This window comes from Bradyrhizobium sp. 2TAF24 (assembly GCF_052115025.1).
GTDB lineage: Bacteria > Pseudomonadota > Alphaproteobacteria > Rhizobiales > Xanthobacteraceae > Bradyrhizobium_A.
Map to the genome: position 1 here is coordinate 179293 of NZ_JBFRFW010000004.1, position 23072 is coordinate 202364.

The window sequence follows — 23072 nt, forward strand, 5'->3', positions numbered from 1 at the left end:
GCGTTATGGGCTGAACGTATCGGCCTCAGCTTTCGTCGAGGACATACCACGCCTCCACATTTACAGCGTCATCACCGGGCCGACGCGCAGCGTCGAGACCCGGTGATCCAGCTTCAAAGGCGACGATGCGTCGCGAGCAAGCTGGATTGCCGGGTCAAGCCCGGCAATGACGCACAGAATGTGGTAAGCGACAGCGAAACCGAACGGATGCGGACTACCGCGATCAGAACACGCTGTAGCCACCATCGATCACGATCGTATCCGCGGTGTGATACGCCGACGCGCGGCTCATCAGGTAGACGGCGACCCCTGCGAAATCGTCCGGCGTGCCGAAGCGGCGCACCGGAATGCGCGGCATGACGTTGGCCATGAACTTGTCGTTGGCCTGCAGGCCGCCCGTCATTTCGGTGTCGATCCAGCCCGGCAGGATGGCGTTGGCGGTGATGCCGAAGCGCGCGTGCTCGACCGCGAGCGCCTGGATCAGCGAATTGATCGCCGCCTTGGAGCCGGCGTAGTGCTCGTTGCGCGCGGTGCCGAACAGCGACGCCATGCTGGAGGTCGCGACCAGGCGACCGAACGCATCGCCCTGCCCCGCGCGCGCGATCATGTGGCGCACCACCGGCTGGAACGCGTGGAACACGCCGTCGAGATTGACCGCGAACATCCGCCGCCAGTCGTCCGCGGTGCGGTCGGCGAACGCCGTGCGGCCGCCGCCGCCGATACCGGCGTTCGCGAAACAGCCGTCGATGCGGCCGAACGCATCGAGCGTCGCGTCGGTGGCGGCGACCGCGGCATCGCGATCCGACACGTCGCAGATCTGCGCCTGCACCTTGTCGCCGAGCTTGCGCAGCCGCGCCAGCGCAGCAGTATTCTTCTCGGCATTGCGGCCCCAGATCGACACCGCGCAGCCATGCGCCAACAATGCCTCGGCGATGCCGAGCCCGATACCGCCGTTACCGCCGGTAACCACGGCGACGCGGCCCGAAAGATCAAACATCTTTGTCATGAACCTGTCCTGTTTCCTCTCCGGCCCGCTTTATCCCATTGCCGCGCCGTGGCCGGCAAGCCTTTGCAGCGGCGAGCGCCGCATCGTGATAGACTGCGCCGATCACGTCCCCCATTGCCGGGCTTCGCCATGACCCTTGCCGCGCGTGTCACTTCCATCCTGCAGAATTTCGGCGTTCCCGCCGACCGCATCGGGGGCGCCGGCCGCGCCGTGCACTCGCCGTTGACCGGCGCGGTGATCGGCCATGTCGCCGACGCCACCGCGACCGAAGTCGACGTCGCCATCGCCGCCGCGGAACAGGCGTTCCACGCCTGGCGCGAGGTGCCGGCGCCGCGGCGCGGCGAACTGGTGCGCCTGATCGGCGCGGAGCTGCGCGCGGCCAAGAGTGATCTCGGCGCGCTCGTCACCATCGAGGCGGGCAAGATCGCCTCCGAAGGCCAGGGCGAAGTGCAGGAGATGATCGACATCTGCGACTTCGCGGTCGGGCTGTCGCGCCAGCTCCACGGCCTGACCATCGCCAGCGAGCGCCCGAGCCACCGCATGATGGAGCAGTGGCACCCGCTCGGCCCGGTCGGCATCATCACGGCCTTCAACTTTCCTGTCGCGGTGTGGGCGTGGAACGCGGCGCTGGCGCTGGTCTGCGGCGATCCCGTGGTCTGGAAGCCATCGGAGAAGACGCCGCTGACCGCGCTCGCGGTGCAGGCGCTGGTCGAACGCGCGCTGAAACAGTTCGGCGACGCGCCGAAGGGACTGTCGGCGGTGCTGACGGGCGGGCGCGACGTCGGCGAGCGCCTCGTCGACGATGCCCGCGTGCCGCTGGTGTCGGCGACGGGATCGACCGCGATGGGCCGTGTCGTCGGCCCGCGCCTCGCGCAGCGTTTCGGCCGCGCCATCCTCGAGCTCGGCGGCAACAATGCCGCGATCGTCTGTCCGTCGGCGGATCTCGACCTCGCGCTGCGCGCCATCACCTTCGCCGCTGTCGGCACCGCAGGGCAGCGCTGCACCACGTTGCGGCGGCTGTTCGTGCATCGCAGCGTGCATGCGCAGCTGCTCGACAAGTTGAAGCGCGTCTATGCCGGCCTGCCGATCGGCAATCCGCTCGACAATGCACGGGTGCTGATCGGTCCGCTGATCGATGGCGACGCCTTCAGCCGCATGCAGGGCGCACTGACGCGCGCACGCCAGAGTGGCGGCACGGTGACCGGCGGCGCGCGCGTCGCCGGTGACCTCGGCGCGGAAGCCTATTATGTGACGCCGGCCCTCGTCGAAATGCCGCAGCAGACCGGCCCCGTGCTCGACGAGACCTTCGCGCCGATCCTCTATGTCATGCCTTACGACGATCTCGGCGAAGCCGTGCGGCTGCACAACGCGGTGCGCCAGGGCCTGTCGTCGTCGATCTTCACCAGCGACCTGCGCGAGGCCGAGGTGTTCGTCGCCGCCGCGGGCTCGGACTGCGGCATCGCCAATGTCAACATCGGCCCGTCAGGCGCGGAGATCGGCGGCGCATTCGGCGGCGAGAAGGACACCGGCGGCGGCCGCGAGGCCGGCTCCGACGCCTGGAAAGCCTATATGCGCCGGCAGACCAACACGGTGAACTACGGGCGTGACCTGCCGCTCGCCCAGGGCGTCACGTTCGACATCGGCTGAAGCGTGGCGTCAGCGCTGCGGCGGCGCGACACGCGCCACCGCGTCGCTCGCCAGCGCCTGGATCAGCGCGCATGCCGCCGCCGTCGAGCGGCCGTCCGCGGTCAGCGCGGCGAAGAAAGCATGCCCGGTGAGCGCGAACAGCACGTCGACGAGATCGCGCGCCGCGCGGGCGCCGCTGCGGCCGGCAATGCGGCCGACTAGCACCGCGAGCGCCTGACGCCGCCGCGCGTTGCGCGCCGCGAGGCTGTCCGCGAGTTCGGGATCGGCGACCGCCTCGGCCTCCAACCGCGCCATCGCCGCACGGCGAAAATCCCAGAACGCGCAGAAGATCGCAATCAGCCGGTCGAGCCCGGCGCGCGGATTGCCGTCCGCCATCGCTTCCGCCAACTGCGCCAGCCCGCCGCGTTGCGCGAGGTCGTCGAACACCGCTTCCAGCAGCGCCCGACGCGAGCCGAACTGATTGTAGACGGTGAGCCGCGTCACGCCGGCAGCCTTCGCCACGGCATCGAGCGACACCGGGCCGCTGTCCGCCGCCGCGAGCAGAGCGGTCGCGGCGGCGACAAGGCGCGCGCGGGTCTGCGCGGCGGCTTCGGTGCGCTGCGGGCTGCGATAGGTCCGCGATGCCAGGGCGGTTGACTCCTCAAATTGACTATACGATATGTATATCTAAATTTGTGCAGGTTCAATGTCGGTTGCGTGGAGTGTTCAGATGCTGCGGTACCCGATCTATCCCGATCTCGCCGGCAAGGTGGCGTTCGTCACCGGAGGTTCCGGCGGCATCGGCGCCGAGACCTGCCGCTGGCTCGCAGCCAATGGCGTGCGCATCGCGGTCGGCGGCCGCGACACCGCGGCGCTAGCGCGGGTGATCAACGAACTGACGCAAGACGGTGCCGAGGCGTTCGCAGTCGAGGCCGACTGCACCGACGCCGCCGCACTCGACCGCGCCCGCATCGCGATCACCGCGCGCTTGGGTGCAATCGACATCCTGATGGCGTTCGCCGGCGGCGGCACCGCACGACCGGCTCCCGTGCATGAGACGCGCGAGGAGGACTGGCGCTCGGCGCTCGACCACAATCTCACCGCGACCTTCCTGACGCTGAAGGCCTTCCTGCCGGCGATGCGCGAACGCCGTTCCGGCGCGATCGTGACCATGGCCTCCACCGCCGGCCGTGCAGCGTCAGCGGCATCCTCAGCCTATGCGTCGGCGAAAGCCGGCGTGATCATGCTGACGCGTCACCTCGCGCAGGAGGTCGGCCCGTTCACGATCCGTGTCAACTGCGTGTCGCCGTCGGCGATCCTCACCGAACGCACCGCGCGCCACATGCCCGAAGCGCAGCGCGCGACCATCGCCGCGCTGCATCCGCTGAACCGCCTGGGCACGCCAGCGGACGTCGCCGGCGCGGCGCTGTTTCTTGCCTCGGACAGCGCGGCCTGGATCACCGGCGCGACGCTCGACATCGCCGGTGGCCGCTTGATGCATTAGTACGTCATTCATAAGCGCCGAGGTGACACCCTCACGACATCAGCCGTATCGCGAAATACCATAAGGACGCGACCATGATAACCCAGGTGTACAGCGCAAGAGATAGGATATAGGCGCGACGGCGATACCAGAGCCCTGTTTCGGTAAGCTCGCTGCGTGGTATCAGAACCAGCCTCGTCCTTGTTTTAACGTTCAAGCTTGGCCACTTTGAATCGGGCTTCAGATTGTTGGCGGCCTGCAAGCCGCAATAGAGGCCGGACCAGCCGATCACAAGCGCTGGTACCGTCAGAAGCGGAATACCGATGACGGTCAGCGTCTGTTCCGTGAGATGCATTTACCACACTGCAGTTGAGGATCGCCGGCTGGTCCTCATCTTACATGTTTGGCCGCATGCGCGATATCGCGTACGGCATCATGGCCGATATAAATGCCGGTCACTTCGCCGGCGCGGCTTCGGTCACTGTCTGCGGCACCGCCGCGTCGAGCACCTCGGCAAGGCGGTCCACCGCCCAGTCGATCTGGCGTTCGTCGATGATCAGCGGCGGCGCGAAGCGGATGGTGTTGCGGTGGGTGTCCTTGGTCAGCACACCTGCCTGCAGCAGATTGCGCACCATGTCACCCGCGTCGACATCGCGGCGCAGCTCGAGGCCGACGAACAGGCCGCGACCGCGCACCTCCGCGACCAGCGGATTGTTGATCGCCTGCAGCCGTCGCATCAGGTGCGCGCCCATCCGCGCCGAGCGCTCGACCAGTTGCTCCTCGACCAGCAGATCGAGCGCGGCGAGGCCCACGGCGGCGGCGATCGGATTGCCGCCGAAGGTGCTGCCGTGGTCGCCAGGCGCGAACACGTCCATCACCTCGCGCCGCGCGAGGAACAGCGACACCGGCAGCAGGCCGCCGCCGAGCGCCTTGCCGAGCATCAGGCCATCCGGGGCGACGCCATCGTGCTGGCACGCCAGCAGCCGCCCGGTGCGGCCGAGCCCGCTCTGCACCTCGTCGCACAGCAGCAGCACGTTGTGGGCCCGGCAGATCGCGGCAACCTCGGCGAGATAGCCGTCCGGCGGCACGTTGATGCCGCCCTCGCCCTGCACCGGCTCGACCAGGAACGCAGCCGTGTTGGGCGTGATCGCCGCGGCGAGCGCGGTGGCATCGCCAAACGGCACATGACGAAAGCCCGCCGGGAACGGTCCGAAGCCGTCGCGATATTGCGGCACCGACGAGAAGCCGACGATGGTGATGGTGCGGCCGTGGAAATTGCCGTCGGCGACGATGATCTCGGCGCGGTCGGCGGGCACGCCCTTGACCTTGTAGGCCCATTTGCGCGCCGCCTTGAGCGCGGTCTCGACCGCCTCCGCGCCGCTGTTCATCGGCAGTGCCGCGTCCATGCCGGTGAGCGCACATGCCCGCGCCAGGAACGGCCCGAGCCGGTCGTTGAAATACGCCCGGGAGATGGTGTCGAGGCGCCTGGCCTGGCCGCTCAGCGCCGCGATCAGGCGCGGATGGCAGTGGCCGAACGAGACGGCCGAATACGCGCCCATCATGTCGATGTAGCGACGGCCCTGCTCATCGAAGAGATAGACGCCGTCGCCGCGCACGATGGTGACTGGCAGTGGTGCATAGTTCGTGGCGCCGAACCGCGCCTCGAGGCCCGCGAGATCATGCACGACACACCTCCTTGCCGGGAGCGGTCGCATGGGCAGCCGTTTCGGGAAACCGAATCAGCTGCGGCTCCCTGACATCACTTATAAAGGAAATATAGGCAGCATGGTGCCCGCTGCGAGAGGTGACACCCGGGATTTCGCCAGCTCCGCATGAGTGGTCTGCGGCAGTGCGATACCAGGCCGCGCAACCATTCCGCGCCAGGGCATCCGGACGTGATCGAAGGCTCTTCCCTCCGGTCCGGAACAGGCGCCGGAAGCCGTCCATAAAAGCCGAGACCCCTGCGCGCCGTCATTCATTTACAAGGCGGACGACACCCTTTAATCGCATATCCCTGACCTCGCGCCGGCGTCCCGGGAGAGCCATGGCCAAAATCGTCCTCGACCAGTTCGATCGTCGGATCATCGCCGAATTGCAGAAGGACGCCCGCATCACCAATGTCGCGCTGGCCGAGAAGATCGGGCTGTCGCCGCCGCCCTGCCTGCGCCGGGTCAAGCGGCTGGAGGACGAGGGCATCATCCGCGGCTGGCGTGTCGATCTCGACCGCAAGGCGCTGGATCTCGGGGTGACGGTGTTCGTCGGCGTCAAGTATGACCGTCCCCAGGAGATCGAGGCCAGCGCGTTCGTCGCGGCGATCGGCACCTGGCCGGAAGTGCTGTCCTGCCAGCTGGTGTCCGGCGACATGGATTTCCTGCTCGAGGTGGTGGTCGCCGACCAGGAGGCCTACCAGCGCTTCCTGTTCGAGAAGCTGCTCAAGCTCCCGCATGTCAGGGACGTGCGCTCCAACTTCGCGATCAAGACCTACAAGAACACCGGCCGGCTGCCGCTCGCGGAGTGAGGCGGTCGAAAACGACGCCCGCCGTCACGCCACCATGGCGCGAGCTTCACCGTCCGCGCGCGCCATCGCCGCCAGCAGATCGGTCTGCGTGACGACGCCGATCGCGTGGCGGTGACGATCGACCACGATCACCGCATGGGTGCGCCCGTCGGTCAGCGGCGCCAGCAGCCGCAGGGCCGGCGTCTGTGGCTGCGCGGTGCGGGCGTCCGCCATCAGCTCGCGCACCTGGCGGCCGGGCCGGGCGAGCTCACGCAGGCCAACGGCCCCGACCACCCGCCGCGCGCGATCCACCACCGGCAGCGACCACACGGCATGGTCCAGCAGCAGCGCGCGTGCCGCAGCCGGGTCGGCATCCTCGTCGATGCAGATGACATCGCGCGACATGATGTCGGCGCAGCTGAGCGCGCCATGGGCGCGCTCCAGCGCGCGCTGCTCCACCCGCCGCAGCAGGCGATCGAGATCGGCGCGATCGATGTCGAAGGCTTCGCCGAAATCGTGCAGCGCGCCATCGAGATCCTCGGCACGAAAGCCGGTGCGCAGCGCGGCCGGGCGATCCGCCGTGCCGTGCGTGTTCTCCGGCGTATCGACCCGGTGCGGATAGGCATGGCGGGTGAAGCGGTGGAACAGCCAGCCGAGCGCCACCAGCACCACGCAGTTGAGCGCGACCGGCACCAGCGGAAACATCCACCCCGAAGCCACCACCGCCGGCCCGCCGAACACGGCCGTGAGCGCCATGGCACCGCCCGGCGGATGCAGGCAGCGCGCCAGCGACATCACCGCGATCGCGAGCGCAGCTGCGACAGCGGCGGCGAGCAACGGATCGCCGATCGCCCGCGCCACCACGATGCCGACCAGCGCCGACACGCTGTTGCCGCCGATGATCGGCCAGGGCTGCGCCAGTGGGCTCGCGGGCACCGCAAACAGCAGCACCGCGGACGCGCCGATGGACGCCACCAGCAGCGGCGCGCGGGCGTCATGGCCGAAGCCGACTGTGCACAGCAGCCCGGTGAGACCGACCGCGACCAGCGCACCGAAGCAGGCGATCAGCCGGTCGCGCAGCGTGGCGCCCGGCAGAACCGGAGCGACGGTTTCGAGAAAGCGAAGCCAACGCGACAGGCGCGATGCGCGCGGGAGCGGATCAGACGACACGATGTTCCGGAAATGAGAAATGCCCAAGACACTCGGGCGACGACACTCAGGCGACGACACCACAAGGCACGACACCAGGGCGACACGAACGCGATGCGAAGCACGATGGCGCGCCCACGACATCACCCGCACACGGCATGAGCCCGTTGGACCAACCTTGCGGTCCCGGCCCGCGGACGCGCGCCACGCTGCGCGCGGCGGGACCCTCTCCTATCCGCGCCGGGAACGCAACCGCAAAAACCGCGGCCCGCCACGGACACTTCGCATGAAACCCCCGCGGGGCACACGACCGCGGAGCGGGCTTCGTTGACGGTATCCGGGTAGACATCGACGGCAATCCTGAGCCGAGCACGAGCTCGGTCGGCGACTGTCACCACGGCGTCCACATCTTGGCGCCAGACGGCGTACGCGCCGGCCAGATCCGCCCGCCGGAAATCTGTGCCCATGTCGGTGCCCCAGCCTGTTTCGGCCGGCTCAAGCGTCGACGCGTGTCACGTCTGGGCCGAGGGCGAGCATCGTCGCGGTTGCGGCGGCCTGCTGCACCGCGGCACTGGACCGGCTGCCTTAGCTACGATATCTGTAGCGCTCGAGCGGTGAGTGCGGCATGCGCGGCACACGATGGGGATCGGCCGGGCTGAATCAGACCGACGGGTGCCCCGGGGATCACCGGAGCACCCGCGGTGCTGAAAATTGTTTGGTGATGAAATCGATTTGGGCCGTCGCAATACGGCCGCCCCTTATTGGCATCGTCCGGAAGGCCGCCACTTGCCCTTCGGACTGCCCGCCGCCCTATGTCCGGCGAGTGCCTTACCTCAGCAGGACTCTTGTACCGCAACCGCGTCCGCAGATCGTGAGGCCGGCGTCGCCGAGCGTCGAAAAAAGCGTGATAAAACCGTGAAAAATGTTAACCTCCGCAAGGTTCTGGGGACCTAAGGGGTATGTCGCGTTCACAGTACCAGCTGAGCTTGTTGGGTCCCTTCCGGTTGTCCGCCCCCGGCGGCGAACGAGTCGGTATTTCCAGCAAGAAGGGCATGGCGCTGATCGCCATGCTGGCGACGGCACGCGACGGCGAACGCACCCGCGCCTGGCTGCAGGACCGCCTGTGGGGCAGCCGCCAGACCCAGGAAGCGCAGGGCAGCCTGCGGCGCGAGCTTCTCAATCTGCGCAAGCTGCTCAATCACGCCGATGATCCGCTGCTGATCTGTGAGCGCGACGTCATCCGCCTGCGGCTCGAGCGCATCGACATCGATACCCGCGCCTCCCGTCTGGCACCAGGCGACGCCGCGGGCGGTGATTTCCTCGAAGGCCTCGACATTTCCGGCGAAGCCGCCTTCGAGGAGTGGCTGCGCGAGCAGCGCCACGACCGCGCCAGCCTGTTCAAGAAGCGGACCGCGCGCGGCGCGGCGGGCAATGGCAGCGCGGCGCAGGAGCCGGCGACGAGAACGCAGAAATCGGCCGCGGTGCCGGCCGATCCGTTGCGCGGCACCTTCAAGGACCGCCCGGCCCTCGCGGTGCTGTCGTTCGAGAATCTCACCGGCGACGCCGCGAACGACTATATTTCCGAAGGTATCAGCGAGGACCTGATCGACCGCCTGTCGTGCCTGCGCTGGCTGCCGGTGATCGCCCGCGGCTCGAGCTTCAGCTTCGCCGGCCAGGACGATCGCAAGGGCATCAGCCAGCAGCTCGACGCACGCTACCTGCTCGACGGCCGGCTGCGCCGGTTCGGCGGCAAATTCATGCTGCATATCAGCCTGACGGACGCCACCAGCAACCTGACACTGTGGTCGCAGCGGCTCGGCCTGCCCTCACCGTGCGGCTTCGAGCACATCGAGCAGGTGGTCGCCGAGCTGGTCGCCGCCCTCGACAGCCGCATCGACCATGCCGAGCAGCTGCGCGCGCGCAACGGGCGGCGCGACTCCCTCGACGTCAACGACCTGGTGTGGCGCGGCCGCTGGCACCTCAACCGCTTCTCCCGGGACGACGCCGAGAAGGCGCGGCGGCTGTTCGCCGAAGCGCTGGTGCTCGACCCGGAATCCTCCGAAGCCTTGATTCAGCACACCTTCTACCTGAGCTGGTCGATCTGGACCGGCCGGCTGCCCGCCAGCAAGATCCAGGAGATGCGCCGCTACGCCCAGCATGCCATCCTCGCCGACTGCAACGACGGCCGCGGCCACATGCTCGCCGGCATGGCCGAGATGTGGCTGCGCCGCACCGATACCGCGGAAGACATGCTGCGCCGCGCGATCGACCTCAATCCGAGCCTGGCGCTCGCCCATGCCGAGCTCGGCAGCTGCCTGATCCTGTCCGGCCGGCCGAAGGAGGCGTTCGCGCCGCTCGAGATGGCGCTGCGGCTGAGCCCCAACGACATCCATGTTTTCTATCCGCTCGGCGAACTCGCCATCGCCCATTGCATGTGCCGCGAATGGCCGCAGGCTATCGGATTCGCCGATCGCGCCTTGATGCGCCGCCCCGGCTACTGGTATGCATGCATGATCAAGGTGACGGCCCTGTTCGAGCAGGGAGACCTTGCCGCGGCGAAACAGGCATTCGCCGAAATGATGATTGCCAAGCCCGACTTTTCGCGCAGCTATATTGAATGGCTTCCCTTCACCGACCGCACCTGGACGGACTACTTCGCCAAAGCGCTGGCGTCGGTCGCCCGTTCGGCATCCGGTGCGCCGGTGAATCAATTCGATCCTGCTTGACGACTGCTTTTTCCGATTTCGTTTCCATCCGCAAATTGCGAGCGGAGCCATGCCCGTTTTCAAATATTTCGACACCATCAATGCCCGCCTGACGCAGAACCGCACCGGGCAGCCGCAGATCCCCGACTTCGACATCGACGCGTACGCCAGCTCCTCGCTGGCGTCGCGGACCGCCTCCTGGCTGTTCGCCAAGGCGGTGCTGATCGCATTCGCGATCTTCCGCGCCCTGTGGCCGAACCCGAAGTTCGGCCGCCTCGTCGTCGTCACCCGCGACGCCGATGTGCGCCAGGTGCTCGGCGACAGCACGACGTTCGAGGTGCCGTTCGGCCCGGAGATGACCCAGCTCGCCGGCGTCAACCTCGTGCTCGGCATGGACGGTCCCGAGCAGCAGCAGCAGCACGCGATCCTCGCCAGCGTGGTCAGGCGCGGCGACGTCGACGCCATCCGCAGCCAGACGGCGGCGCTGTCGCAGCGTCTGCTCGCCGCCTCGGGCGGGCGCATCGACATCATGAAGGACCTCATCACCCGCGTGGCGGCGGAGGTCGGCGCCGACTATCTCGGCATCGAGGTCGACGACTATGACAGCTTCGCCGGCTACACCATCGCGATCTCGCTGCTGCTGTTCGCCGATCCGTTCGGCAACGAGGACACCTACCAGCGGGCGCTGCGTGCCGCCTTCGACGTCCGCCGCACCATCGACCGCTCGATCGCGCGGACCAAGACACGGATGGTGACCGGCGATCCGCCGCCGGCCGACAACCTGATGACCCGCCTGCTGGCCCTGCAGGGCAGCAACCCGCAGGTCACCGACGACATGATCCGCTCCAACCTGATGGGGCTTGCCACCGGCCTGATCCCGACGCTGACACTGGCGGCCGGCAAGGCCTTCGACGTGCTGCTCGGCGAGCCGAACGCGCTCGCCGGCGCCATTGCCGCCGCCAAGACCGGCGACAAGACCAAGCTCGGCGAGTACCTGCTGGAGGCCGCGCGCCTCAGCCCGGCGCTGTCGCCGGGGCAGTGGCGCTACGCCAAGCACGACGGCGTCATCGCGCCCGGCACCTGGCGCGCCCGCAGGGTACCGGCCGGCTCGATCCTGATGGTCGCGACGTCGTCAGCGCTGCGCGACCGCCGCCGCTTCGCCGCGCCGAACCGCTTCGAACTCGGCCGCGCCAACGAGCCCGACCTGATCTTCGGCGTCGGTCCTCACTGGTGCCTCGGCAAATACGTCGCGCTGACCCAGATGCAGGAGATTTTTGGCGCGCTGTTCCAGCAGAAGGACCTGCGCCGCAGCACCGACGCCGCCGGCCGTCCCGTCTCGGTCGGTCCGTTCCCGCGCCGCCTCGATGTCGAGTTCGCGCCCACCGCATCGCCGCGCAGCCAGACCATGCTGGTGGTGTGCGCGCCGGTGCCGGCGGCCCGCGCGCCGCAGGCACAGGCGCTGATCGACACCCTCGGCAATCCGGCCAGCGACGATGTCGCGCGGACGCTCACGGCCGCCGGCATCGTGCACTTCACCTCGCTGTCCATGGTCAATGTCGGCAGCGATGCCGCGCCCGTCCACACCCTCGTGCTCGAGCTCAACCTCGATGGCGATCGCGCCAGCGCGCTGCCGCGCTATGCCACTGCGGCCCAGCCCTGGCTCGGACCGATCTTCGCCCTCGCCGACGGCGCCGAGCAGCTCTCCCTCGCGGAAGCCCTCGACCGTTTCGCGATCCCATTCGAGACCAGGCCGTGGGGCGCGACCGGCCTCAACTTCAACGGCACGCCGGAGTTCGCCGTCGACGACATCGCCCGGCAGACCGAGCTTGCCGCGTTCGCCCGCGACGCGCTGCAGCACTACCAGGACAACCATCTCGGCCTCGGCAGCCGCGCCATGGTGGCGCTCGACTATGTCCGCGGCTTCATCCGGCAGAACCCGCGTTTCGTCGCCTATGCCAACACCCCGTCGGTGCCGGAAGCCGAGCGCGCCCGCGTGCGTGACCTGCTGGCGCGCGGCAAGGGCTTCGCCGACTTCATGATCCGCCCGAGCCGCCGCACGCTCGCGATTTCCGACTGGACCGGCCGCACCGGGCGCCAGGCGCTGGCGGCGTTCCTCACCTGTGGCGCGCTCAATCCGGTGTACTGGACCCTCGCCGGCCTCTTCGTCGCCAGCGCGCTGATCGTCTATCTGTCGCTCGGCGCGAGCTGGTCACCGGCATTGCTCGGACGGCTGACGGTCGCGGCCGGCGCCGCGCTGACCGTGACACTGGTACTGGCCGGCGCTGTCGTCGCCGGCTTCCTCGCACTGCTGCGCTGGCATGAAGACCACGACCTGCCCGACGATCGCGAGGCGGTGTTCGCGCATATCCAGGAGGTCTCCGCGCCCGAGAACGCCAGCGGCTATGTGCAGAACCACTTCACCGCGGTGACCCCGCTCAAGCCCGGCTGGTTCCGCAAGCTGACGCTGGCGCTGTCGTTGTGGGGCATCAAGCAGCTGGTGGTGAACGCCTATCGCCCCGGCTTCGTGCTCGACATGGGCACCATCCACTACGCCCGCTGGTTCCGCCTGCCGGGCACCGAGAAGCTGATCTTCCTGTCGAACTTCGACGGCAGCTGGGAGAGCTATCTCGAGGATTTCGTGATGAAGGCCCATGCCGGCCAGTCGGCGGCGTGGAGCAACGGCGTCGGCTTCCCGCGCACCCGGTTCCTGATCTATGGCGGTGCTGAGGACGGCGACCGCTTCAAGCGCTGGGTCCGCCGCCAGCAGGTGCGCTCGCAGTTCTGGTACAGCCGCTTCCCGCGCCTCACCACCGACCAGATCCGCGACAATGCCGTGATCCATGACGGCCTGATGCGCGCCCGCACCGAGACCGCGGCACGCGCCTGGCTCGACTGCTTCGCGTCGCTGCCGCGGCCGGACTATGCGATCGAGACCGACGAGGTGCAGTCGCTGGTGTTCCGCGGCCTCGGCGAGCTGCCATTCATGGGCTGCGCGCTGGTGCGCCTGCCGGACGACGCCGCGACCTGCCGCGGCTGGCTGAAGACGGTGATGCCCGACATCGGCTTCTCCACCGCCGACCAGCAGTCCCGCACGCCCGCGGCGCTCGCCTTCGGCGACAAGCGCTTCAGCGCCGCGGCGACGTTCGTCGGCTTCTCGGCGAGCGGTCTTGCCAAGCTCGGCCTGTCGGCCGCGGTCGCCGACGAAGGCCTCGCCTCGTTCCCGAGCGTTTTCAACTTCGGCATGGCACGGCGCAGCCGCGTGCTGGGCGATGCCGCCGCATCCGGCCCCGATCACTGGCTGTGGGCCGACCAGCCGCGCCCCGAGGGCGACGGCGCGCGTGAGGCGGCCGACGCCGTGCTGCTCGTCTATGGCCAGTCGCCGGACGAATGTGCGCAGCTGCTGGCGCAGCACGCCACCCATCTCGGCGGCCGCGAGCGCGCCTTCCTGCATGTCGTCGAGACGAGCCCGGTCGCGCCGGACAAGCCGAGCTACAATCACTTCGGCTTCCGCGAAGGCATCTCCCAGCCGGTGATCAAGGGCACGCAGCGCTTCAATCTCGGCGCGCTGCCGCGCGACACGGTCGAGCCCGGCGAATTCATCCTCGGCTACCGCAACAACCAGAACTACTTTCCGCCGACCCCGACCGTCGACCCGGAGAGCGATCACGTCGATGCGCTGCCGAACGTGCCGGCGAGCGCCTATGCCCGCTATCCGGCGTTCGCCACCAAGCCGCCCTACACCCGCGACTTCGGCCGCAACGGCTCCTTCCTGGCGATCCGCCAGTTCGCGCTCGACGCCGACGGCTTCGAGGCCTTCACCCAGCGCAAGGCGGACGAGCTGCGCACCCGCACGGGCCTGTCGACCATCGACGGCGCGCCGGTGACGGCGGACTGGGTGGCGGCGAAGCTGATGGGACGGCAGCGCAACGGCGTGCCGCTGATCGCCGGCTCGACCTCGCCCGACGACAACGACTTCAGCTACGGCGCCGACGATCCGCAGGGGCTGACCTGCCCGTTCGGCGCCCACATGCGCCGCGCCAACCCGCGCGACAGCCTCGAGCCGCTCGATCCGACGCAGCAGCAGATCACCAACCGCCATCGCCTGATGCGACGCGGCCGATCGTACACCACGACCGATGCCACCGGCCGCGAAGAAAAGGGCCTGCTGTTCATCGGCGTGTGTGCCGACATCGAACGCCAGTTCGAGTTCATCCAGCAGTCGTGGATCTCCTCGCCGGTGTTCCACGGCCTCACCGACGAACCCGACCCGATCACCGCCACCGCAGTGCCGGGCGAGCCCCGGGTCTTCACCATCCCGACCCATGCGGGCCCGGTGGCGCTCGGCGACATGCAGAGTTTTACGACGGTGCGCGGCGGCGGCTACTTCTTCTTGCCGAGCCGCTCGGCAATGCGCTATCTCGTCAACCTCAGGGATGCGGCCCAGCCACCCGCAGCCGCGGCGCCGGCCGCCGAACAGGCGCCTGTCAGCGTCGTCGCCGAGATGGAGGCTCCGGTGCCCGCCAAATAGCGGGCGCCGGACTGCTCATGTCGGGCATGATCCGACAGGGCGCATGCTACACGCCCGGCTGCTACCATTTCCATTGATGCGGGAATGCAGAACTATCGCAGCAAAAAGAACGCCGCGGCAATCAGGATCATCGCGGCGACCGCGATGACATGCGCGAACAATCCTCCGCTGATGGTGCGGATGGGCATAGTCCCCCCTCGCACCGGCCGTATCAAGCCGATGCCACGAGATTGAGCAGGCGTCGTCGCGGCCCGAGCGGACCGACGACCCGACATGTGCATGACGCGAAACACCCCAAAAGACGTTGCGCGCGATCGCCGTGGATCTGCGTCCCCACGCAACGGCAATCACTTGATGAACGGTCGATCATCAATGCGGCATCAATTTGTCGTGTCGGGTTCCCTCTTGTGAGGCATGCGTGCGTATTCGCACGTGTCGCTCGCACGCAAATAATCTGGATTGATTCAAAATGTCGGCAATCGTGAAGGATTTTTCTCGCTTGCCACCGACACGACCATCACGCGAGACCCGCACGCGCTCCATGATCGCGTGACGATTCGTCAACTTCTATCGTCCACGCTCGCCGCAGGGAGACGCCAATCATGACGATCGTGCTGGCCATCGCCTTCGCCGCTGTCCTCACCGGACTGCTCGTGCGCGCGCGCCGCAACAGCGCCCGGCATGCCGCGAGCGGCATGCTGCGTTCGCCGCTGTACTGGTTGACGAGCCTCCTCACCATGACGCTGCTCGGCCTCGCCATGTACATGGCCTATCTGCACCAGCGCGCACCGATCCCGATCCTGCTGTGGATCATCGTCGCCGCCCTCGTGCCCGCCACTCTGGTGCTGCTCCGCGCCTTGAAATGGCGCTATCCCGTCTGAGGGCGCGACGCATCGTCGTCGCGAATGCTACTGCCCGAGCTCGTCGAAGGCGGCGAGCGCGTGGCCGGCATAGACCGAGCTCGGGCCGCCGCCCATCTCGACCGCGACTGCAAGCACCTCGGCGAGTTCCTCACGGCTGGCGCCGTGATTGCGGGCGTTGGCGACGTGGAACAGGATGCAATCACTGCAGTTCTGGTGCACGGCGAGCGCCACTGCCACCAGCTCCTTGAACTTCGCCTGCAGCACGCCGTCCTTCGACGCCTCGATCATCAGGCTGCGAAACGCCCCCATCGGTTGCGGCGCCGCCTTTGCCAGCGCCGCATAGCGGGCGTTCATCGCCTTGAGGCGATCCTTCGCCGAACCTTCACTCATGACACTCTCTCCCGATTGTCGTGATGTCGAGCAGTTCATGTGAAGACCAGGCCGCCGTCAACCGGCTGCGCTGTCCGGTCATCACGTCGGCTCCCGGCGAAGCAACGCGGCCCGCCGGGTGCTGTCGCGTTCAGTGGCCGTGATCGCGCCTTCAACGCGCGATGTGCGCACGGACGAGATCGTTGACCCGCCCCGCCTTCTCCATTTGCACCATATGGCCGGCACCATCGATGATCTCGACGGTGGCATGGCCGGCAACGCCGTCCGCGTGGGATGCCGGAATGATGCGGTCACCCGCCCCCCAGATCACCAGGACCGGCTGCTGCAGCGCCGCCATATCGCCTGCCAGAACGCTCGCCTGCCGCCCGTCGGCAAACAGCGCACCGGACAGCGCCGACAGCGCAGCGCCGACACCGTCGAGCCGCTTGTACTTGAGAAGGTCGTCGACGAGCTGGCGGCTGACGAGACCGGGGTCCTCGAACAGCTGCTCCAGCACCGGCTTGAGATCACGCCGCGAGGCCGCGCCGACGAAACCGGAGATGTAGCCGCCGTTGATCTCCGGCCCAAGACCGGCTGAGGCGATCAGCGACAGCGACCGCACCCGTGCCGGCGCATCGAGCGCGGTGCGCAGCGCCACCGCACCGCCCATGGAATGGCCGACGAGATCAGCGCGCGCGATGCCGACCGCATCCATGAAGCCGACCAGTGCCCGTGACAGCCCGGCGAGCGACGGCTCGGCGATGGTCTTGATGGACTGGCCGTGCCCCGGCAGGTCGAGCGCGTAGACTGTGGCGTCCGCAGCCAGCGCATCGATGTTGAACAGCCAGTTGTCGAGGTCGCCACCAAAGCCGTGCACCAGCACCACGGTTCTCTCGCCCTCGCCGCGCTTGGCGTAGCGCAGCGTGCCGGCCGGCGTCTCCACGAATTCAGTCCGCGGACCGGCCTGCGCCTCGTCGTCCTCGTCGGCGGCCGGCGTGACATAGCCGGCGACATAGGCGTCGATGTCGGCGTCCGGCACCTCGTCATCGGCGATGACGCCGAGCAGCGCCTTGACCGGATAGACCGTTGCGGGCTCCCCGATCACCCGCCGCAGCGTGCCACCGTCACCGGCCTCGACGACGCCGGCGATCTTGTCGGTCTCCACTTCGAGAATCTCGTCGCCGACCGAAAGGCGGCTACCGACCGGCCTCAGCCAGCCTGTGACTTTTCCTTCCGACATCGACAGCCCCCATTTGGGCATGACGATCGGCTTGATGCGCTCGTTCAACATCGCTCCGGTATCCTGCTTGTAGGCGCCGCACGGGCGCACGCTCGTGAATGTGGGCCGCCCCCGGGCGCGCGGGTCCGGGAGGGGGATTGGACCGCCGCGCGGTCCGGGGGCGGCAGCCGGCGGCGGCCACGGCGCGAACGCCGCGCCGCCGTCCGGGCATCAGGCCGCGAGCGCGGCCTGCGTGGTCCTGGCCACCGCCGCAGCGATGCCGTCGGCGGAGGGGATGTAGAGATCCTCCAGCACCGGCGAGAACGGCACCGGCGTGTGCGGCGCCGTCACCATCTGCGGCGCCGCCTTGAGCGCGCCGAACGCATGCTGGGTGACGCTCGCGACGATGTCGGCGGCGATCGAGCAGCGCGGGTTGGCCTCGTCCACCACGACCAGGCGGCCGGTGGCCTCGACGCTCTCGATCACGGTGTCGAGATCGATCGGCGACAGCGTGCGCAGGTCGATGACCTCGGCCTCGATGCGGTTCTTGGCGAGCTTCTCGGCGGCTTCCAGCGCACGGTGCACCGTGAGGCCATAGCCGACGATGGTGACGTCCTTGCCCTCGCGCACCACATTGGCTTCGCCGAACGGGATCGTATACGACTCCAGGGGCACGTCGGTCTCGAGGCCATAGAGGTTCTTGTGCTCGCAGAAGATCACGGGATCGTCGTCCCGGATCGCCTGGATCAAGAGCCCCTTGGCGTCATAGGCGTTCGACGGGCACACCACCTTCAGCCCCGGCACGTGGGTGAAGATCGGGGTCAGCATCTGCGAGTGCTGCGCGGCGGCGCGGAAGCCGGCGCCGACCATGGCGCGGATCACCACCGGCGTGCGCGCCTTGCCGCCGAACATGTACTTGAACTTGGCCGCCTGGTTCATGATCTGGTCGAAGCACACGCCCATGAAGTCAAGGAACATCAGTTCGGCGACCGGGCGCATGCCGCAGGCGGCGGCGCCGATCGCGGCGCCGATATAGGCGGATTCCGACAGCGGCGTGTCGAGCAGCCGCCCGGTGTGCTTGGCGTTGAGCCCCTTGGTGACGCCGAGCACGCCGCCCCAGGCGTCGTCCTCGCCGGGCGCACCGGCGCCGCCGACGATATCCTCGCCCATCACGATGACGGTCGGGTCGCGGCGCATTTCGAGGTCGAGCGCCTCGTTGATCGCCTGCTTGAAGCTGATCTTGCGAGCCATGTTGTTTCCTCCGGATGATGATGTTGCGTCAGTAGGTGACGTAGACGTCGGTGAGCAGGTCGCGCGCGGTTGGCAGCGGCGCGCCCTTGGCGGTCGCGACGGCATCGTCGATCAGGCTGGCGACCTCGCGGTCGATCACCGCGAATTCGGCGGCGCTGACCACGCCCGCGTCGGTGACGCGCTGGGCAAACAACTTGATGCAGTCGCGCGTGGCGCGGTTATGCTCGTTCTCACCCTTGGCCTTGTAGGTCTGGGCGTCGCCCTCGAAATGGCCGAAGAAGCGGATCATCTTGCATTCCAGCAGTGACGGGCCGCCGCCCTCGCGCGCACGCCGGATCATCTCGCCGGCGGCTTCAAACACCGCGAAGAAGTCGGTGCCGTCCACGGTGACGCCGGGCAGGCCGAAACCGGAGGCGCGGTCGACATAGCTGTCGACGGCGGTGGCGTAGTCGACCGAGGTCGATTCCGCATAGCCGTTGTTCTCGACCACGAAGATCACCGGCAGATTCCACACCGCGGCGAGGTTCATGCTCTCCAGCACCGTGCCCTGGTTGGAGGCGCCGTCGCCGAAGAAGGTGATGCCGACGCCGCCATCGCCGCGGAATTTGGCCGCGAGCCCGGCGCCGCAGATCAGCGGCGCGCCGGCGCCGAGAATGCCGTTGGCGCCCATCATGCCCTTGGAGAGGTCGGCAATGTGCATCGAGCCGCCCTTGCCGCGGCACGAGCCGGTCTCCTTGCCGTAGATCTCCGCCATCATGCCATGGACATCGACGCCCTTGGCGATGCAGTGGCCGTGGCCGCGATGGGTCGAAGCGATGCGATCGATGTCGGTGAGATGCATCATGATGCCGGTGGCGCAGGCCTCCTCGCCGGCATAGAGGTGCACGAAGCCGGGGATGTCGCCCTTGGCGAACTCGACATGCAGCCGCTCCTCGAACTCGCGGATGGTACGCATGGTGCGGTAGGCGTCGAGCAATTGCGCCTTGGACAGCGGGAAGGGATTCTCAGACATGGCTTGGTATCCTCCGTTGGGTTTCTTCAGGCGAACGATGCGGCCGGCGCGGGCACAGCCTGCCGCAGCAGGCCGCCGAGCGCGGCGAACTTCATGACGGCGGCGACGTCGATGGTGTGGAACGCGCCGTCGCGCAGCGTCACCGACACCTCGTCGTGCGCGGCGAACGACAGTTCGCGCTCGCCGTCGAGCGCGATCGATCCGGACCGCAGCGTCGGCGCGAACGGCACCCGCGCCGGCATCAGCCGCCAGTCGTCGATCCCAACCGGCGCGATCACGCCCGGCGCGATTGGCGCGTGCAGCACGGTCGGCGCGGTCGTGACCGGAGCGAACCGCACCATCAGCCCGCCGGACTGGCGCCGCGACACCGGCTCGATCAGCCCGGCGATGGCGGCAAGGCCGATCACCTCGGGATCGGCGAAGGTGACGAACAGCTCGCGCAGCGTGTCCATGCGCCACACCGCGCGGGCGCCGACATAGCCGTCGGTAACGAAGGCGACATCGACCAATGCGATATCGGTGCTGCCGCCGACTGCGACCTCGAGGATCTTGTTGGCCACGAGCGCGGTCGCGCGCGGCACCTGCCCGGTGGCGGCAAGGCCGGCAGCGAGGCCGGTGATGGTCGGCTCACGGTGCTCGGGAAAGGCGTTGTTGGTGCCGGTGGAGATGCCGGCGATCGGCACGCTGCCGCATTGCGACACCACCGCACGATGGGTGCCGTCGCCGCCCAGCACCACGATCGCGGCGGCGCCCGCCTTACACATCAGCTGTGCGGCGCAGCGGCTGTCCTCGGCGGTGCCGGTCACCGGCATGTCGAGCCAGCTCACGGCCGGAAAATGCCCGCCCTGCAGGCGCGCCCGCGCGATGCCGCGCAGCACATGGCCGGCGATGCCGCCACGCTCCGGCATCATCAGCACCTGCGATACGCCGCAGGCCGCAAGCGCCGCCAGCACCCGCAGCAGGATGTTGGCGCGATCAGCGATCTGCAGGCTCGATGCGTTCGCCACCACGCGGCGGATGTCCCGTGCGGAGACCGGATTGGCGATGATGCCGACAATGGGCGTCACGCGGCTTCCTCCCAGAGTTTGTTTTGCCAAGGGAAGAGCAAGGTCGATGCCAACTCACGCTGGCGTCACAACGCAATGATCGGCAAGGAGTTTTCGAAAGCGCTGCGATCAGCGGGACCTGTGGCGCCGCCACACCTGCGGCGCGGCGGATGCAACAGGTGTGGCGGTTGGTGACCGTGCACGCTGCGCTTCGATTTCCGTCGTTGCCGGGCTTGACCCGGCAACCCAGCTTCCCCACCAGCGAAGAATAAGCTGGATCACCGGGTCTCGACGCTTCGCGTCGGCCCGGTGATGACGCATCACCTTGTCACACCAGCTTGTTCGGCGCGGTCAGGCCGAAGCGGCGGATCTGGCGGTGGATGGTGGTGCGGTCGACGCCGCGGGCACGGGCGACCTGCGACACGTTCCAGTGATGGGCGCGCAGTTCCGCGAGCAGTTCGGCGGCGGGATCCGCCGGGGCGCTCATTGGAACCGATGCCTCGGGCCGCACCAGGGATTGAGCCGAGGCGTTCACCAGGGGCTGTGGCCAGCCGTCGCCATGCTGCGCTCGCGTAATCGCCTCGGGCAGGTCGTCGATCCCGATCTCGCCGGCGGCGAGCGTACAGGCATAGTCGAGGCTGTTGACCAGTTCGCGGATGTTGCCGGGCCAGGCGTAGCCGCGCAGCGCATCGCGCGCCGCCGCCGACAGGGTGACGCTGGTGCCGCGTTCGACCGCCAGACGGTCGAGCAGCCGGCCGATCAGCCATTCGAGGTCGGTGCGCTGGCGCAGCGCCGGCAGGCGCAGGATGGCGCCGTTGAGGCGGAAATACAGGTCCTCGCGGAACTGGCCGGCTTTGACGAGGTCGACAAGGTCGCGGTGGGTGGCGGCGATGACGCGGAGGTTGACCGGCACCGGCCGGCTGCGGCCGACCGGGGTCACCTCGCGCTCGGCCAGCACGCGCAACAGGCGCGTCTGCGATGTCAGCGGCATGTCGCCGATCTCATCGAGGAACAGGGTGCCGCCATCAGCTTCGAGAATGAGGCCCTTACGCCCCTTGGCCCGCGCGCCGGTGAAGGCGCCGGCCTCGTAGCCGAACAGCTCGCTCTCGATCAGGCTCTCCGGCAGCGCCGCGCAATTGACCGCGATAAACGGCCGCCCGGCACGGGCGCTCGCGACATGCATCGCCTTGGCGAGATGCTCCTTGCCGGTGCCGGTTTCGCCCTGGATCAACAGGCTCATCTGGGCGTTGAGCAGCCGCGCCGCCCGGCTCGCGACGTCGCGCATGGTCGGATCGCCGTGGAACAGGTTCTGCAGCGCTTCCGGCAGCGCAGGCGCAGCGGCCTGCGGGGCTGGCGCCGCCGGCATCCGCGCCGGCGGCGGCAAGGTCTGGGCGAACAGCGTGGTGCCGCTGCGCTTCAGCCGCACCGTGCGCTGGCCGGCCGGCCGCGAATGGGCGAAACGCGGCAGGTCGTCGACGCTGCAGTCGAGGAGATCGGAGACGCGCAGGCCGCCCGGCCGCAGCGGCATGCCCTCGCACTCCCGCGCCAGCAGCTGCCGCGCGCGGTTGTTGAAGCCGATGATCCGCCCCGATCCGTCCACCGCCAGCATGAAGTCGGGATCGACGTCGGCGAACTCCGCCGAACCCGACAGCTTGACGATCCACTCGCGGCGGAAGCGGTTGAGCAGGTTGGCGTTCTCGATCTTGTGGGCGAACGACTTGACGAGTTGCAGCGCCAGGAACTGGCTCGCCTTTGGCTCCGGCGAGCGCAGCGCCGAGATGTCGAGCACCGCCGCGAGCGCCCCGCTGGAATCAAACACCGGCGCGGCGGTGCAGGTCAGCGGAATGTGGGTGGCATCGAAATGGTCGCTCTGATGCACGGTGAGCGCTTCGCCGGTGGCGATGCAGGTGCCGACCGCGCAGGTGCCGGCATTGGGCTCGTTCCAGTCGGCGCCGAGATAGAGCCCGGCGCGCCGCAGATTGTTGTCAAAGGTCGGATCGCCGATGAAATCCACCGTGACGCCCCTGGCATCGGTCAGCAGCAGCACGTAGCCGAGGCCGGCGACCTGGCGGTACAGCATCTCGACGCCGAACCGCGCGGTGTGCAGGAACTCGTCCATGGCGTCGCGGTGCTCGCGCAGCCGGCCGTCAGTGACAATGCAGGCGTCGCGCAGCACCTCCGGGTCGAGCTTGTGCTCGGAGACGCAGCGCCGCCAGGACTGATGGATGATGGGATCGCGCTGCGACGGCGCGCCGACCGCGACGCGGACGAGTTCGTCCACGTGCGCAACCTGATCCTCCCGCACGACGATCCTCCGA

The 23072-nt window shown here is 68.4% G+C and carries 18 protein-coding genes; 7 read left to right on the forward strand and 11 right to left on the reverse strand.

Annotated features, from left to right (window positions below; translation table 11 throughout):
- Positions 1-223: 223 nt before the first annotated feature.
- Positions 224-1006, reverse strand: coding sequence for an SDR family NAD(P)-dependent oxidoreductase (locus tag AB4Z37_RS08720; protein ID WP_441516312.1), 783 nt, complete (start codon positions 1004-1006; stop codon positions 224-226).
- A gap of 129 nt (positions 1007-1135) precedes the next feature.
- Here AB4Z37_RS08720 and amaB point away from each other — a divergent pair, with 129 nt between their 5' ends.
- On the forward strand, positions 1136-2653 hold the full coding sequence (gene amaB / locus AB4Z37_RS08725; protein WP_441516313.1) for an L-piperidine-6-carboxylate dehydrogenase: 1518 nt from the start codon (positions 1136-1138) through the stop codon (positions 2651-2653).
- A 9-nt stretch (positions 2654-2662) separates the two neighbouring features.
- On the opposite strand, the gene AB4Z37_RS08730 is transcribed toward amaB, so the two are convergent.
- Entirely contained in the window at positions 2663-3319 is a 657-nt protein-coding gene (locus tag AB4Z37_RS08730; protein ID WP_441516477.1) for a TetR/AcrR family transcriptional regulator, read from the reverse strand.
- A gap of 43 nt (positions 3320-3362) precedes the next feature.
- On the opposite strand from AB4Z37_RS08730, the gene AB4Z37_RS08735 reads away from it, so the two are divergent.
- Positions 3363-4136 carry an SDR family NAD(P)-dependent oxidoreductase gene (locus AB4Z37_RS08735; RefSeq protein ID WP_441516314.1) on the forward strand — a complete coding sequence of 258 codons (774 nt, stop codon included), beginning with the start codon at positions 3363-3365 and terminating at the stop codon, positions 4134-4136.
- Between the two features lie 31 nt (positions 4137-4167).
- Here the strand turns inward: AB4Z37_RS08735 and AB4Z37_RS08740 are convergent, their stop codons facing one another.
- Together AB4Z37_RS08740 and rocD are read right to left on the reverse strand one after the other, a co-directional pair.
- Positions 4168-4470, reverse strand: a complete 303-nt coding sequence (locus AB4Z37_RS08740) for a hypothetical protein (RefSeq protein WP_441516315.1) — start codon at positions 4468-4470, stop codon at positions 4168-4170.
- Positions 4471-4570: 100 nt separating this feature from the next.
- Entirely contained in the window at positions 4571-5800 is a 1230-nt protein-coding gene (gene rocD, locus AB4Z37_RS08745; protein WP_441516316.1) for an ornithine--oxo-acid transaminase, read from the reverse strand.
- Between the two features lie 359 nt (positions 5801-6159).
- Here rocD and AB4Z37_RS08750 point away from each other — a divergent pair, with 359 nt between their 5' ends.
- A complete protein-coding gene (locus AB4Z37_RS08750; protein WP_441516317.1) occupies positions 6160-6633 on the forward strand; it encodes an Lrp/AsnC family transcriptional regulator in 474 nt (157 codons plus the stop codon).
- 24 nt (positions 6634-6657) lie between these two features.
- On the opposite strand, the gene AB4Z37_RS08755 is transcribed toward AB4Z37_RS08750, so the two are convergent.
- Complete coding sequence (locus tag AB4Z37_RS08755; protein WP_441516318.1) at positions 6658-7782, reverse strand: HPP family protein; 1125 nt, start codon at positions 7780-7782, stop codon at positions 6658-6660.
- A gap of 938 nt (positions 7783-8720) precedes the next feature.
- Between AB4Z37_RS08755 and AB4Z37_RS08760 the strand changes: the two genes are divergently transcribed.
- The 4 genes from AB4Z37_RS08760 to AB4Z37_RS08775 all read left to right on the forward strand — a co-directional run bounded on the left by AB4Z37_RS08760 (position 8721) and on the right by AB4Z37_RS08775 (position 15875).
- Positions 8721-10487, forward strand: a complete 1767-nt coding sequence (locus tag AB4Z37_RS08760) for a tetratricopeptide repeat protein (protein WP_441516319.1) — start codon at positions 8721-8723, stop codon at positions 10485-10487.
- 49 nt (positions 10488-10536) lie between these two features.
- Positions 10537-14994 carry a cytochrome P450 gene (locus AB4Z37_RS08765; protein ID WP_441516320.1) on the forward strand — a complete coding sequence of 1486 codons (4458 nt, stop codon included), beginning with the start codon at positions 10537-10539 and terminating at the stop codon, positions 14992-14994.
- Positions 14995-15078: 84 nt separating this feature from the next.
- Complete coding sequence (locus AB4Z37_RS08770; RefSeq protein ID WP_441516321.1) at positions 15079-15228, forward strand: hypothetical protein; 150 nt, start codon at positions 15079-15081, stop codon at positions 15226-15228.
- 368 nt (positions 15229-15596) lie between these two features.
- Positions 15597-15875: a hypothetical protein gene (locus AB4Z37_RS08775; protein ID WP_441516322.1), complete on the forward strand. Its 279-nt coding sequence runs from the start codon at positions 15597-15599 to the stop codon at positions 15873-15875.
- Between the two features lie 27 nt (positions 15876-15902).
- Here the strand turns inward: AB4Z37_RS08775 and AB4Z37_RS08780 are convergent, their stop codons facing one another.
- The 6 genes from AB4Z37_RS08780 to AB4Z37_RS08805 form a co-directional block, all read right to left on the reverse strand.
- Entirely contained in the window at positions 15903-16247 is a 345-nt protein-coding gene (locus AB4Z37_RS08780; RefSeq protein ID WP_441516323.1) for a carboxymuconolactone decarboxylase family protein, read from the reverse strand.
- A 151-nt stretch (positions 16248-16398) separates the two neighbouring features.
- Positions 16399-17517: an acetoin dehydrogenase dihydrolipoyllysine-residue acetyltransferase subunit gene (locus tag AB4Z37_RS08785; RefSeq protein ID WP_441516324.1), complete on the reverse strand. Its 1119-nt coding sequence runs from the start codon at positions 17515-17517 to the stop codon at positions 16399-16401.
- Positions 17518-17676: 159 nt separating this feature from the next.
- Positions 17677-18696 carry an alpha-ketoacid dehydrogenase subunit beta gene (locus AB4Z37_RS08790; protein ID WP_441516325.1) on the reverse strand — a complete coding sequence of 340 codons (1020 nt, stop codon included), beginning with the start codon at positions 18694-18696 and terminating at the stop codon, positions 17677-17679.
- Between the two features lie 28 nt (positions 18697-18724).
- Positions 18725-19708, reverse strand: a complete 984-nt coding sequence (locus AB4Z37_RS08795; RefSeq protein WP_441516326.1) for a thiamine pyrophosphate-dependent dehydrogenase E1 component subunit alpha — start codon at positions 19706-19708, stop codon at positions 18725-18727.
- A gap of 26 nt (positions 19709-19734) precedes the next feature.
- Entirely contained in the window at positions 19735-20775 is a 1041-nt protein-coding gene (locus AB4Z37_RS08800) for an ATP-NAD kinase family protein (protein ID WP_441516327.1), read from the reverse strand.
- Between the two features lie 307 nt (positions 20776-21082).
- Positions 21083-23059 (reverse strand): sigma-54-dependent Fis family transcriptional regulator, encoded by a 1977-nt coding sequence (locus AB4Z37_RS08805; protein WP_441516328.1) that lies wholly within the window; start codon positions 23057-23059, stop codon positions 21083-21085.
- Between the last annotated feature and the right edge of the window lie 13 nt (positions 23060-23072).